The organism is Streptomyces sp. NBC_01465, assembly GCF_036227325.1.
GTDB lineage: Bacteria > Actinomycetota > Actinomycetes > Streptomycetales > Streptomycetaceae > Streptomyces.
The window spans coordinates 1,615,604-1,629,275 of sequence record NZ_CP109467.1 but is presented as its reverse complement, the minus strand read 5'-3'; the positions used below and the strand labels follow the sequence as shown (position 1 = coordinate 1,629,275).

The following is a 13,672-nucleotide window of genomic DNA, read 5'->3' as shown; positions in this document are numbered from 1 at the left end:
CGGGCCTCACTGTCAGCCCCCGCCAGTAGGCTGTCCACCATGGCCGACCCCTCCAGTTACCGCCCGAAGCCGGGACAGATCCCCGACTCGCCGGGGGTCTACAAATTCCGCGACGAACACCGCCGGGTGATCTACGTGGGCAAGGCGAAGAGCCTCCGCCCGCGTCTCTCCTCGTACTTCCAGGACCTGGCCAACCTGCACCCGCGCACGCGCACGATGGTCACGACGGCCGCCTCCGTCGAGTGGACGGTCGTCTCCACCGAAGTCGAGGCGCTCCAGCTCGAATACTCCTGGATCAAGGAGTTCGACCCGCGGTTCAACGTCAAGTACCGCGACGACAAGAGCTATCCGTCGCTCGCGGTCACCCTCAACGAGGAGTTCCCCCGCGTCCAGGTGATGCGCGGCCCCAAGAAGAAGGGCGTGCGCTACTTCGGTCCGTACGGCCACGCCTGGGCGATCCGCGAGACCGTCGACCTGATGCTCCGCGTGTTCCCCGTCCGCACCTGCTCGGCAGGGGTCTTCAAGCGTTCCGCCCAGATCGGCCGCCCCTGCCTCCTCGGCTACATCGGCAAGTGCTCGGCCCCCTGCGTCGGCCGCGTCACCCCCGAGGAGCACCGCGAACTGGCCGAGGAATTCTGCGACTTCATGGCCGGCCGCACGGGGACGTACATCCGCCGCCTGGAGCAGCAGATGCACGAGGCGGCCGAGGAGATGGAGTACGAGAAGGCCGGCCGCCTGCGCGACGACATCGAGGCCCTGCGCCGCGCCCTGGAGAAGAACGCGATCGTCTTCAACGACGCGACCGACGCCGACCTGATCGCGGTCGCCGAGGACGAACTGGAAGCCGCCGTCCAGATCTTCCACGTACGCGGCGGCCGGGTCCGCGGCCAGCGCGGCTGGGTCACCGACAAGGTCGAGGCGGTCGACACCTCCGGCCTGGTCGAGCACGCGCTGCAGCAGTTGTACGGCGAGGAGAAGGGCGACGCCGTCCCCAAGGAGGTCCTCGTCCCGGCCCTCCCCGAGGACGAGAAGTCCGTCGCCGCCTGGCTCGCGGAGCGCCGCGGCTCGAACGTGTCGCTCCGCATCCCGCAGCGCGGCGACAAGAAGGACCTGATGGCGACGGTCCAGCGCAACGCCCAGCAGGCCCTGGTCCTGCACAAGACGAAGCGCGCCTCCGACCTCACGACGCGCTCCCGCGCCCTGGAGGAGATCGCCGAGGCGCTCGATCTGGACTCGGCGCCGCTCCGTATCGAGTGCTACGACATCTCCCACCTCCAGGGCGACGACGTCGTGGCCTCGATGGTGGTCTTCGAGGACGGCCTGGCCCGCAAGAGCGAGTACCGCCGCTTCCAGATCAAGACCTTCGAGGGCCAGGACGACGTCCGCTCGATGCACGAGGTCATCACCCGCCGCTTCAGGCGCTACCTCGCGGACAAGGCGGAGACGGGGGAGTGGGCGGAATCCGACGCCAACCCCGAGGTCCCCGAGACCGCGCCCGAGGAGGACGGCCGCCCCAAGCGCTTCGCCTACCCGCCGCAGCTCCTGGTCGTCGACGGCGGCCAGCCCCAGGTCGCCGCCGCCCAGCGCGCCCTGGACGAGCTCGGTATCGACGACATCGCCGTCTGCGGCCTCGCCAAGCGCCTCGAAGAGGTCTGGCTCCCCGGCGACGACGACCCCGTCGTCCTGCCGCGCTCGAGCGAGGGCCTCTACCTTCTTCAGCGGGTACGTGACGAGGCTCACCGCTTCGCCATCACCTACCAGCGCGCCAAGCGGGCCAAGCGCTTCAAGTCGGGCCCGCTCGACGCGGTGCCCGGCCTCGGCGAGACCCGCAAACAGGCCCTCATCAAGCACTTCGGCTCGGTGAAGAAGCTGAAGCAGGCCACAATTGACCAGATCTGCGAAGTTCCCGGGATAGGCCGCAAGACGGCCGAGACCGTGGCCGCGGCGCTCGCCCAGGCGGCACCGGCCGCACCCGCCGTGAACACGGCAACAGGAGAGATCATGGAAGACGACGGGGGCAGCACACATGAGCAGTGAAGAGCAGGCACAGGACGGAGCAGACGTGAGTACGGGCAGCACGGGCAACGGCGCACCGGCCGAGGCCACCGAAGCAGCCGAGCCGGCCATCCCCGAGCTGGTGATCATCTCCGGGATGTCGGGTGCGGGCCGCTCCACGGCGGCCAAGTGTCTGGAGGACCTCGGCTGGTTCGTCGTCGACAACCTGCCGCCCGCCCTGATCCCCACCATGGTCGAGCTCGGCGCCCGCTCGCAGGGCAATGTGGCCCGTATCGCCGTCGTCGTCGACGTCCGAGGCCGCCGCTTCTTCGACAACCTGCGCGAATCCCTCGCCGACCTGGCGGCCAAGCACGTCACCCGCAGGATCGTCTTCCTCGAGTCCTCCGACGACGCGCTGGTCCGCCGCTTCGAGTCCGTACGCCGCCCGCACCCCCTCCAGGGCGACGGCCGCATCGTCGACGGCATCGCCGCCGAGCGGGACCTGCTGCGCGAGCTGCGCGGCGACGCCGACCTGGTGATCGACACCTCCTCGCTCAACGTCCACGAGCTGCGCGCCAAGATGGACGCCCAGTTCGCGGGCGACGAGGAGCCCGAGCTGCGGGCCACGGTCATGTCGTTCGGCTTCAAGTACGGGCTGCCCGTCGACGCCGACCTCGTCGTCGACATGCGCTTCCTGCCCAACCCGCACTGGGTCCCGGAGCTGCGCCCCTTCACCGGACTCAACGAAGAGGTCTCCAACTACGTCTTCAACCAGCCCGGCGCCAAGGAGTTCCTCGACCGCTACACGGAGCTGCTCCAGCTGATCGCCGCGGGCTACCGCCGCGAGGGCAAGCGGTACGTGACGATCGCGGTCGGCTGCACCGGCGGCAAGCACCGCTCCGTCGCCACCTCCGAGAAGCTCGCCAAGCGGCTCGCCGCCGCCGGGGTGGAGACCGTCATCGTCCACCGGGACATGGGGCGCGAGTGAAGTCGTCCCTGCGGCTGAACCGGCTCAACCGCCTGAACCGCAAGCGCGGCGCCCAGCCCAAGACCGTCGCCCTCGGCGGCGGCATGGGCCTCTCCGCGTCGCTCGCCGCGCTGCGCCGCATCACCGGTGACCTCACCGCGGTGGTCACCGTCGCCGACGACGGCGGCTCCAGCGGCCGGCTCCGCGAGGAGCTGGGCGTCCTGCCGCCCGGCGACCTCCGCAAGGCCCTCGCGGCGCTCTGCGGCGACGACGACTGGGGCCAGACCTGGGCCCGCGTCATCCAGCACCGCTTCGAGTCCAAGGGCGACCTGCACGAACACGCGGTCGGCAATCTCCTCATCGTCGCCCTCTGGGAGCAGCTGGGCGACCATGTCCAGGCCCTGGACCTGGTCGGCAAGCTGCTCGGCGCGCACGGCCGGGTGCTGCCCATGTCGGCGGTCCCCCTGGATCTGGAGGCTCTCGTACGGGGCCACGACCCGGCCCGCCCCGACGACGTGGACACCGTCCGCGGCCAGGCCACGGTCGCCCTCACCCCGGGCGAGGTCCAGTCCGTACACCTCGTGCCGAACGACCCGCCGGCCGTCCCCGAGGCGGTCGCGGCGGTGCTCGACGCGGACTGGGTGGTGCTCGGTCCGGGCTCCTGGTTCTCCTCCGTGATCCCGCACCTTCTCGTGCCGGAACTGCTCGACGCGCTCACCGTCACGAAGGCCCGGAAGGTCCTTTCGCTGAACCTCGCGCCACAACCCGGAGAAACCGATGGCTTCTCACCGCAGCGTCATTTGGAGGTTTTGGCCCGACACGCCCCTAAACTCGCCTTCGACGTGGTGCTGGCCGACGAGGCCGCCGTGCGAGACCGGGAGAGCCTGACCGAAGCCGCCAAGCGGCTCGGGGCGACGGTCGAACTGGCGCCCGTGGCCTCGCCCGACAGCTCGGCAAAGCACGACCCCGAGCTGCTGGCCGCCGCGTACGACCGTATTTTTCGGATGCATGGAAGGATCGGCCCATGGCGATGACGGCAGCGGTGAAGGACGAAATTTCCCGGCTCCCCGTCACCCGGACCTGCTGCAGGAAGGCGGAGGTCTCGGCGATTCTTCGGTTTGCCGGCGGTCTCCACCTGGTGAGTGGCCGGATTGTGATCGAGGCGGAGCTGGACACCGCGATGGCGGCGCGCAGGCTCAAGCGGGACATTCTGGAGATCTTCGGGCACAGCTCGGAGCTGATTGTGATGGCCCCCGGCGGACTGCGCCGAGGTTCGCGTTTTGTTGTACGGGTAGTGGCGGGCGGCGACCAGCTCGCGCGCCAGACCGGGCTCGTGGACGGCCGTGGCCGTCCGATCCGCGGTCTGCCCCCACAGGTGGTCTCGGGGGCCACCTGTGACGCCGAGGCGGCCTGGCGCGGGGCCTTCCTGGCCCACGGCTCGCTCACCGAGCCCGGCCGCTCCTCCTCCCTGGAGGTGACCTGCCCGGGCCCGGAGGCGGCCCTGGCCCTGGTCGGCGCGGCCCGCAGGCTGCAGATCGCGTCCAAGGCGCGCGAGGTGCGCGGCGTGGACCGCGTGGTCGTACGGGACGGAGACGCGATCGGCGCCCTGCTGACCCGGCTCGGCGCGCACGAGTCGGTACTGGCCTGGGAGGAGCGGCGGATGCGCCGCGAGGTCCGCGCCACCGCCAACCGCCTCGCCAACTTCGACGACGCCAACCTGCGCCGCTCGGCGCGCGCCGCGGTCGCCGCGGGCGCCCGGGTCCAGCGCGCGCTGGAGATCCTGGCGGACGAGGTGCCCGAGCACCTGGCCGCCGCGGGCCGGCTGCGCATGGAGCACAAGCAGGCGTCGCTGGAGGAACTGGGCGCGCTCGCCGACCCGCCGCTGACCAAGGACGCGGTCGCGGGCCGTATCCGCCGCCTGCTGGCGATGGCCGACAAGCGGGCCCAGGACCTGGGCATCCCGGGCACGGAGTCCAACCTCAGCGAGGAGCTGGACGACAGCCTCGTCGGCTGAACCGAATCCTCCCCTTTTCCACCGGCCGCTGCCGGGCCCCGCTGGGGCCCGGCAGCGGCTTTCTCGATTCCTGGCGGATACGCCCTTGCGCTCTTGACATGATCATGAGGCGTCACGAGCCTGGCGTCTGTCCACGTACGTGGCAGACAACAGCAAGGGGGGCTCATGAGACGCAGAGCGAGATCGATCCTCGCCGCGGCTTCACTGCTGGTAGCCGGTCTGGCGGCCGCACCCGTCGCCCAGGCCAGTGGCGCGAAGACACCCGATCCGGGGTCCGACGCCATCAAGGTTTTCCATGCTCAGGTCACCAAGGAACAGATACCCCTGCTGCTCGCGGCCGGCCAGGACGGCCAGGAACTGAGTCAGCAGGCACCGAAGCAGGGCAAGGCCGAGGTCGAGGTCTACCTCACCGACAAACAGGCCGGGCAGCTCGAGAAGAAGGGCGTCGACCTCACCGAGCACAAGGTCTCGGCGAAGGCGCTCGGTGCCCAGGAGGCCGCCAGCGACGGTGTGTTCCGCCCGTACAGCGGAAAGGGCAATCTCCAGGAGGAGATCGTCAAGACCGGCCAGGCCAACCCGAACCTCACCAAGGTCGTCTCCATCGGCAAGACCGTCCAGGGCCAGGACATCCTCGCGCTCAAGCTCTCCAAGAACGCAAAGAAGACCAAGGACGGCTCGAAACCCTCCGTGCTGTACATGTCGAACCAGCACGCGCGTGAGTGGATCACCCCGGAGATGACCCGGCGGCTGATGCACTACTACCTGGACAACTACGGCAAGAACAAGCAGATCACGAAGCTCGTCGACTCCACCGAACTCTGGTTCGTGCTCTCCGCCAACCCCGACGGCTACGACTACACCTTCAAGGCCGACGGCGACCGGGAGTGGCGCAAGAACCTGCACGACAACAACGGCGACGGCGTGATCGCCACCGGTGACGGTGTCGACCTCAACCGCAACTTCGCCTACAAGTGGGGCTACGACGACGAGGGTTCGTCCCCCAGCCCCGCCAACGAGACCTACCGCGGCACGGCACCGGGCTCCGAGCCCGAGACCAAGGCGCTCGACGCCTTCGAGAAGCGCGTCGGCTTCAAGTACGCGATCAACTACCACTCCGCCGCAGAGCTGTTGCTGTACGGAGTCGGCTGGCAGGTGGCCACCCCCACCCCCGACGACGTGCTCTACAAGGCGCTCGCCGGCACCCCCGAGAACTCGGCGATCCCCGGCTACCACCCGCAGGTCTCCTCCGAGCTCTACACCACCAACGGCGAGGCCGACGGACACGCGGGCAACGTCAACGGCGTGGCGATGTTCACCCCCGAGATGAGCACCTGCCAGACGGCGTCGGCGATCGACCCCAATGACGCCTGGAAGCCCGAGGACTGCGGGTCCGTCTTCGACTACCCCGACGACGAGAAGCTGATCCAGGACGAGTTCGCCAAGAACATCCCCTTCGCCCTCTCCGTCGCCGAGACCGCGTCCCACCCCGACCAGCCGTCGTCCTCGGTCGGCCTGAGCGCCGCAGACTTCACCCCGGCCACCTTCACCACGTCCTACGCGCGCGGCGGCGACCAGCAGGTCAACGTCGTCGCCCGCAAGTCCGTACGGGACAAGGAGCTCAACTACCGCATCAACGGCGGCCGTACGCACGACGAGGACCTCAAGACCTGGAAGGGCGGTGAGACCTACGGCGGCAAGGACAACCTCTACTTCAACGACTACCGCGCCACCGTCGAGGACGCCGACCCGGGCGACAAGGTCGAGGTCTGGTACACCGGCCGCACCGCACACGGAAAGCGCACCTCCAGCGAGCACTTCACCTACACCGTGGCCTCGATTCCCCGCGCCGACACCCTCGTCGTGGCCGAGGAGGGTGCGACCGCCCAGCAGTCCCAGGCGTACGTCGACGCCCTGAAGGCCAACGGCAAGAAGCCCCTGGTCTGGGACGTCGCCACCCAGGGCGCGCCCGACGCGCTCGCGGTGCTCGACCACTTCCGCACCGTCGTGCACTACACCGGCGCCCCGCGCCCCGGTCTCGCCACCCAACTCGCCCTGCGCGACTACCTCAACGAGGGCGGCAAGCTGATCGAGGCGGGTGAACAGGCGGGCGGATCCGTCAACATCGGCGACACCCGCACCGACGACTTCAGCCAGTACTACCTCGGCGCCTACTCGCGTACGTCCTCGGCGGGAGCCACCGGCTTCACCGGCTCCGGTGCGCTGAACGGCTACACCGGTGCACTCGCCGGCGCGCCCGGCAACCCGCTGGACGCGGCAGGGTCGTACAGCATCACCTCCGACAACCTGCCCGTCGCCACCTATCCGCAGTTCGCGAGCGCGGGAGCGGGCCAGTTCGCCGGGACGATCAACCCCTACGGCCCCTACGAGGGCACCGGGATGGCGGCCGCGATCCACACGGACGACGCCTGGAAGCGCCTCACCCACACCGTCGACCTCACCAACGTCACCGCCGCCGACGCACCCAAGCTCAACTTCCAGCTGCTGTGGGACACCGAGCCCGGCTACGACAACGCGGTGCTCGAAGCCCACACGGCAGGGGCCGAGGACTGGACCACCCTGCCCGACACGGGTGGCGCCACCAGCAACGCCGTTCCCGCCGAGTGCGGGGCCGGCTTCTACATCAAGGAGCACCCCGCCCTCAAGCGCTATCTGACGCAGACCTCCACCGGCTGCACGGCGTCCGGCACCAGCGGCGCCTGGAACAGCTTCACCGGCGCCTCCGCGGGCTGGCAGCCGGTCTCCTTCGACCTCAGCGCCTACGCGGGCAAGAAGGTCGAGGTGTCCCTGAGCTACATCACCGACCCGGGCACCGGCGGCCACGGAGTCCTCGCGGACAACGCCTCGGTCGTCGTCGGCGGCCAGGCCACCGAGACCGAGGGCTTCGAGACCTCCCTCGGCGCCTGGACCGTCCCGGGCCCGCCCGCGGGCAGCCCGCCCGTCACCAACGACTGGGTGCGCACCGGTGAGCTCTTCAAGACGTACGGAGCAGTCACCACCCGCGACACCGTGCTCCTCGGCTTCGGCCTGGAGCACGTACCGAGCGCGGCGGACCGCGCGAAGCTCGTCGGGAAGGCGCTGACGAGCCTGCGCTGACAAAGAGGGGACCTAAGTCCCGGAAGGCCGCGGCGGCCCGTGACCCTACTGATGGGTACGGGTCGCCGTGCCGTGCACGGTCCCCCCGTACGGCCCGCTCGATGTCACCTTGGGGGCTTTGGGGAGGTAGGGTCAGTGGCGGTCGGGGACATCCCTATACAACTCGCCGGCAGTCAAAATCCGGCGTACCAACGAGGAGATCGGTTCGTGACGATCCGCGTAGGCATCAACGGCTTTGGCCGCATCGGGCGCAACTACTTCCGCGCGCTCCTTGAGCAGGGTGCGGACATCGAGATCGTGGCTGTCAACGACCTGGGTGACACTGCGACCACGGCGCACCTGCTCAAGTACGACACCATCCTGGGCCGTCTCAAGGCCGAGGTGACGCACACCGCCGACACCATCACGGTCGACGGCCACACCATCAAGGTGCTCTCGGAGCGCAACCCGGCCGACATCCCCTGGGGTCAGCTGGGCGTCGACATCGTCATCGAGTCGACCGGCATCTTCACCAAGAAGGCCGACGCCGAGAAGCACATCGCGGGTGGCGCCAAGAAGGTCCTCATCTCGGCTCCGGCCAAGGACGAGGACATCACCATCGTGATGGGCGTCAACCAGGACAAGTACGACGCGGCCAACCACCACGTCATCTCCAACGCCTCCTGCACCACCAACTGTGTGGCGCCGATGGCCAAGGTTCTCGACGAGAACTTCGGCATCGTCAAGGGCCTGATGACGACGGTCCACGCGTACACCAACGACCAGCGCATCCTGGACTTCCCGCACTCGGACCTGCGTCGCGCCCGCGCCGCCGCCGAGAACATCATCCCGACCACGACGGGTGCCGCCAAGGCCACCGCCCTGGTCCTCCCGCAGCTGGCGGGCAAGCTCGACGGCATCGCCATGCGCGTGCCGGTCCCGACGGGCTCGGCGACCGACCTGGTCGTCACGCTGCAGCGCGAGGTCACCAAGGACGAGGTCAACGCCGCGTTCAAGAAGGCCGCCGACGACGGCGACCTCAAGGGCTTCCTCACCTACACCGAGGACCCGATCGTCTCCTCGGACATCGTGAGCGACCCGTCGTCCTGCACCTTCGACTCCTCCCTGACCATGGTTCAGGAAGGCACGACGGTGAAGATCCTCGGCTGGTACGACAACGAGTGGGGCTACTCGAACCGCCTGGTCGACCTGACCGTCTTCGTCGGCGGCCAGCTCTAAGCACCACCAAGCAGTGAGCAGCAGGGCTCGGGTCTGGCGCAACGTCGCGCCGTCCGGGCCCTGTTGTATGTGTTGATTAACGTGATCAGGCCTCACGAGGAGGCTCCCTTTTGCGGCTAAACCGCCGCCGCTCTCGCGGATGTGGTTGCTCGCCGTAGGGGTTACTCAATTGACGGTTGCTGTGCGCTTCGCCGAAAGTCGCGCAGCCCTCTAGGAGTCGAAATATGAAGACGATCGACCAACTCCTCAGTGAAGGGGTCGCCGGGAAGCGGGTATTCGTCCGCGCCGACCTCAACGTGCCTCTCGACGGCACCACCATCACCGACGACGGCCGTATCCGCGCCGTCCTCCCGACGGTCAAGGCGCTGCTGGCCGCCGACGCGAAGGTCGTCGTGGCCTCGCACCTCGGCCGCCCCAAGGGCGCCCCGGACCCGGCGTTCTCCCTCCTCCCGGCCGCCGAGCGCCTCGGTGAACTCCTGGGCGCCCCGGTCGCGTTCGCACAGGACACGGTCGGCCCCGCCGCGCACGACGCGGTGAACGGACTCGAGCCCGGCCAGGTCGCCGTCATCGAGAACCTGCGGTTCAACGCCGGCGAGACGTCGAAGGACGACACCGAGCGCGGCGAGTTCGCGGACCAGCTGGCCGCCCTCGCGGACGTGTACGTCGGCGACGGCTTCGGCGCCGTGCACCGCAAGCACGCCTCCGTCTTCGACCTCCCGGCGCGGCTGCCCCACTACGCGGGCTACCTCATCGCCACCGAGGTCGGCGTCCTCAAGAAGCTCACCTCGGACGTCAAGCGCCCGTACGCGGTCGTCCTCGGCGGCGCCAAGGTCTCCGACAAGCTCGGGGTCATCGACCACCTCCTGGAGAAGGCCGACCGGATCCTGATCGGCGGCGGCATGGCGTACACCTTCCTCAAGGCCCTGGGCCACGAGGTCGGCATCTCGCTGCTGCAGGAGGACCAGGTCCCCGTCGTCCTGGAGTACCTGGAGCGCGCCAAGGCCAAGGGTGTGGAGTTCGTGCTCCCCGTCGACGTCCTGGTCTCCACGGAGTTCCCCGACCTCAAGGGCAAGACCCCGGCCAACCCCACCACGGTCGCCGCGGACGCCATCCCGGCCGACCAGGAGGGTCTGGACATCGGTCCCGAGACCCGCAAGCTGTACGCATCGAAGCTCGCCGACGCGGAAACCGTCTTCTGGAACGGTCCGATGGGCGTCTTCGAGCACCCCGACTACGCCGAGGGCACCAAGGCAGTCGCCCAGGCGCTCCTCGACTCCCCGGCGTTCACCGTCGTCGGCGGTGGCGACTCCGCCGCCGCGGTCCGCATCCTGGGCTTCGACGAGAACGCTTTCGGCCACATCTCGACCGGTGGCGGCGCAAGCCTCGAGTACCTCGAGGGCAAGACGCTCCCCGGCCTCGCCGCCCTGGAGGGCTGACTTTCCATGAGCACCACCCGCACCCCGCTGATGGCGGGCAACTGGAAGATGAACCTCAACCACCTCGAGGCCATCGCCCACGTCCAGAAGCTCGCGTTCGCGCTCGCCGACAAGGACTACGACGCCGTAGAGGTCGCGGTCCTGCCGCCCTTCACCGACCTGCGCTCCGTGCAGACCCTGGTCGACGGCGACAAGCTCAAGATCAAGTACGGCGCCCAGGACATCTCGGCGCAGGACTCCGGTGCGTACACCGGTGAGATCTCGGGCCCGATGCTGGCCAAGCTGAAGTGCACGTACGTGGCCGTCGGCCACAGCGAGCGCCGCCAGTACCACGCCGAGAACGACGAGGTCTGCAACGCCAAGGTGAAGGCCGCGTACAAGCACGGCCTGACCCCGATCCTCTGCGTCGGCGAGGGCCTGGACATCCGCAAGGCCGGAAACCAGGTCGCCTACACCCTCGCGCAGCTCGACGGCGGCCTGAAGGACATCCCGGCCGAGCAGGCCGAGTCCATCGTCATCGCCTACGAGCCGGTCTGGGCGATCGGCACCGGCGAGGTCGCCACCCCCGAGGACGCTCAGGAGGTCTGCGGGGCGATCCGCGTCCGTCTTGCCGAGCTGTACTCGCAGGAGCTGGCCGACGCGGTCCGTATCCAGTACGGCGGCAGCGTCAAGTCCGGCAACGTCGCGGCGATCATGGCGCAGCCCGACGTGGACGGCGCCCTGATCGGCGGCGCGGCGCTCGACGCCGAAGAGTTCGTCAAGATCGTCCGCTTCCGCGACCAGTGAGTATGCGGTAGCGCGGATCCGTCGTACCCTTGCGGGGGCCGAGCAGGCTGGACAACAGCCGCCCGGCCCCCGCAGTATTTTTCAGGCACCTGTTACAGCACCTGTCCGAGTCCGAGGAAGTTGGTTCAGCCGTGGTTATGGGCTTCTCGATCGCCCTGATTGTCTTCAGCCTGCTGCTGATGCTGCTCGTGCTGATGCACAAGGGGAAGGGCGGCGGTCTTTCCGACATGTTCGGTGGCGGAATGCAGTCGTCCGTCGGCGGCTCCTCGGTCGCCGAGCGCAACCTCGACCGCATCACCGTGGTGGTGGGTCTGCTCTGGTTCGCGTGCATTGTCGTACTGGGTCTGGTCATGAAGCTCGACAGCTGATGAGCTGCGAGTAACTCCAATCGCTGGACGTGCGTTGGGCCTTACGTAGACTGGGGCATCTTCGAGCACCATCACGCAGGGAGTTACACCGTGGCAAGTGGCAACGCGATCCGGGGCAGCCGGGTCGGCGCGGGGCCGATGGGTGAGGCCGAGCGGGGCGAGTCCGCGCCGCGTCTCCGCATCTCCTTCTGGTGCTCGAACGGGCACGAGACGCAGCCGAGCTTCGCCAGCGACGCACAGGTTCCGGAGACTTGGGACTGCCCGCGCTGCGGGTTCCCGGCCGGCCAGGACCGCGACAACCCGCCGGACCCGCCGCGCACCGAGCCGTACAAGACGCACCTCGCGTACGTACGGGAGCGGCGCAGCGATGCGGACGGCGAGGCGATCCTCGCCGAGGCACTCGCGAAGCTGCGGGGCGAGATCTAACGACGTACCGGTCCGGCCGGACACCTCAAGGGGTGTCCGGCCGGACCGCGTTGAAGGCCGCGTTGTCAGTGGCACCCCTTACGGTCGTGAAGAAGCGGACCGGGAGGGGAAGTTGTGACAACAGCGGTTGCAGAGGTGAGGGCGCCGGCCTGGCGCGGGGGGTTCGGGCGGCTGTGGAGCGCGGCCGTCGTCTCCAAGTTCGGCGACTCGCTGCGCACCGCCGCGATGCCGCTGCTCGCCGCCTCGTTGACGCGCGACCCGGTTCTGGTGTCGTTGGTGACGGTCTGCGGCTATCTGCCCTGGCTGCTGTTCGGGCTGCTCGGCGGTGCGATCGCCGACCGGGTGGACCAGCGGCGGGCCATGTGGTCCGTCGACCTGGTGCGGGGCGCGCTGATGGCCGGCTTCGCGGTGGCGGTGGGTCTGGGCCATGCGTCGATCGCCCTGCTGATCGCGCTGGCCTTCGCGCTCACCACCCTCCAGACGCTCTTCGACAACGCCGCGACCGCCCTGCTGCCCTCCCTGGTGCCCACGGACGCACTGGGCAGCGCCAATGCCCGGCTGATGACCGCACAGCAGATCGTGGGCGGCTTCGTGGCCGCACCGCTGGTGCCGGTGCTCCTGGTGGCGGGCGCGGCCGTGCCGTACGCCGTCGACGCCTCCTCGTACGTCCTGGCGGCCGCCCTGGTCGCCTCCCTGCGCCTCGCGGCCCCCGAGCGGCCGCCCAGGGCCGCGGGAGCCACCCTGCGCGGGGACATCGCCGAGGGGATACGGGTGCTGTGGCACGACAGGACGCTGCGCGCGCTCTGTGTCGCGACCACGCTCTGCAACATCGGCATGGGCGCCCTCATCGCCACGCTGGTCCTCCAGGTCACGGGGTGGCTCGGGGCCGCACAGGCCGGTTATGCGGCGGCCATCACCGGATACGGGGCGGGCAGCCTGCTCGGCGGGCTCCTGGCGCGCAGGCTCGCGGAGCGCATCGGGCGGATGCGGAGCGTCTTCGCCGCAGGGACGGTCCAGTGCTGCTGCCTGGCGGCCATGGGAACCGTCCGCGAGCTCTGGGTAACGATCGCGGCCATGGCGGTGTTCGGAATATGCGGGATGGTGTGGAACGTGAACCAGGTGACGCTGATGCAGCAGCGCAGCCCGGAGGCGATGGTCGGCCGGATCAGCTCGGCCTTTCGTACGCTCTCGACGGGCGGAGCCCCGGTCGGTGCGCTGATCGGCGGCTTCGTGGCCGCCGCCTGGGGACTGAACACACCCGCCCTCATGGCGGCCGGCCTCTTCGTGGCTGCCGTCGCGTCACTTGCACGTCAGATCCTTTAGGTTGGATGTGCAGCGGGGCATGTAC

The 13,672-nt window shown here is 69.2% G+C and carries 11 protein-coding genes; all 11 read left to right on the top strand.

Annotated elements, in window-relative coordinates:
* The first annotated feature begins 39 nt into the window (after positions 1-39).
* Positions 40-2,037: an excinuclease ABC subunit UvrC gene (gene uvrC, locus OG707_RS07465; protein WP_329115652.1), complete on the top strand. Its 1,998-nt coding sequence runs from the start codon at positions 40-42 to the stop codon at positions 2,035-2,037.
* On the top strand, positions 2,027-2,983 hold the full coding sequence (gene rapZ, locus OG707_RS07460; RefSeq protein WP_329115651.1) for an RNase adapter RapZ: 957 nt from the start codon (positions 2,027-2,029) through the stop codon (positions 2,981-2,983). The genes uvrC and rapZ overlap by 11 nt, the downstream gene beginning before the upstream one ends.
* Positions 2,980-3,996: a gluconeogenesis factor YvcK family protein gene (locus tag OG707_RS07455; RefSeq protein ID WP_329115649.1), complete on the top strand. Its 1,017-nt coding sequence runs from the start codon at positions 2,980-2,982 to the stop codon at positions 3,994-3,996. Before rapZ ends, OG707_RS07455 begins: the two co-directional genes overlap by 4 nt.
* Positions 3,987-4,976: a DNA-binding protein WhiA gene (gene whiA / locus OG707_RS07450; RefSeq protein WP_329115647.1), complete on the top strand. Its 990-nt coding sequence runs from the start codon at positions 3,987-3,989 to the stop codon at positions 4,974-4,976. Before OG707_RS07455 ends, whiA begins: the two co-directional genes overlap by 10 nt.
* A gap of 165 nt (positions 4,977-5,141) precedes the next feature.
* Complete coding sequence (locus OG707_RS07445) at positions 5,142-8,090, top strand: M14 family metallopeptidase (protein WP_329115645.1); 2,949 nt, start codon at positions 5,142-5,144, stop codon at positions 8,088-8,090.
* 207 nt (positions 8,091-8,297) lie between these two features.
* Entirely contained in the window at positions 8,298-9,308 is a 1,011-nt protein-coding gene (gap, locus tag OG707_RS07440) for a type I glyceraldehyde-3-phosphate dehydrogenase (protein ID WP_329115643.1), read from the top strand.
* 224 nt (positions 9,309-9,532) lie between these two features.
* A complete protein-coding gene (locus tag OG707_RS07435) occupies positions 9,533-10,744 on the top strand; it encodes a phosphoglycerate kinase (RefSeq protein WP_329115641.1) in 1,212 nt (403 codons plus the stop codon).
* Positions 10,745-10,750: 6 nt separating this feature from the next.
* Positions 10,751-11,530, top strand: a complete 780-nt coding sequence (gene tpiA / locus OG707_RS07430) for a triose-phosphate isomerase (protein WP_329115639.1) — start codon at positions 10,751-10,753, stop codon at positions 11,528-11,530.
* A gap of 137 nt (positions 11,531-11,667) precedes the next feature.
* Positions 11,668-11,898 (top strand): preprotein translocase subunit SecG, encoded by a 231-nt coding sequence (gene secG, locus OG707_RS07425; RefSeq protein ID WP_329127665.1) that lies wholly within the window; start codon positions 11,668-11,670, stop codon positions 11,896-11,898.
* 138 nt (positions 11,899-12,036) lie between these two features.
* Positions 12,037-12,324, top strand: coding sequence for an RNA polymerase-binding protein RbpA (locus OG707_RS07420; RefSeq protein ID WP_007448238.1), 288 nt, complete (start codon positions 12,037-12,039; stop codon positions 12,322-12,324).
* 114 nt (positions 12,325-12,438) lie between these two features.
* On the top strand, positions 12,439-13,647 hold the full coding sequence (locus tag OG707_RS07415) for an MFS transporter (RefSeq protein ID WP_329115637.1): 1,209 nt from the start codon (positions 12,439-12,441) through the stop codon (positions 13,645-13,647).
* Positions 13,648-13,672: the final 25 nt, after the last annotated feature.

Bases quoted from the DNA above. Each gene is read 5' to 3' on its own strand.
- whiA (WP_329115647.1), top strand. From the start codon at position 3,987: ATGGCGATGACGGCAGCGGTGAAGGACGAAATTTCCCGGCTCCCCGTC.
- secG (WP_329127665.1), top strand. From the start codon at position 11,668: ATGGGCTTCTCGATCGCCCTGATTGTCTTCAGCCTGCTGCTGATGCTG.
- rapZ (WP_329115651.1), top strand. From the start codon at position 2,027: ATGAGCAGTGAAGAGCAGGCACAGGACGGAGCAGACGTGAGTACGGGC.
- uvrC (WP_329115652.1), top strand. From the start codon at position 40: ATGGCCGACCCCTCCAGTTACCGCCCGAAGCCGGGACAGATCCCCGAC.
- OG707_RS07420 (WP_007448238.1), top strand. From the start codon at position 12,037: ATGGGTGAGGCCGAGCGGGGCGAGTCCGCGCCGCGTCTCCGCATCTCC.
- OG707_RS07435 (WP_329115641.1), top strand. From the start codon at position 9,533: ATGAAGACGATCGACCAACTCCTCAGTGAAGGGGTCGCCGGGAAGCGG.
- OG707_RS07445 (WP_329115645.1), top strand. From the start codon at position 5,142: ATGAGACGCAGAGCGAGATCGATCCTCGCCGCGGCTTCACTGCTGGTA.
- tpiA (WP_329115639.1), top strand. From the start codon at position 10,751: ATGAGCACCACCCGCACCCCGCTGATGGCGGGCAACTGGAAGATGAAC.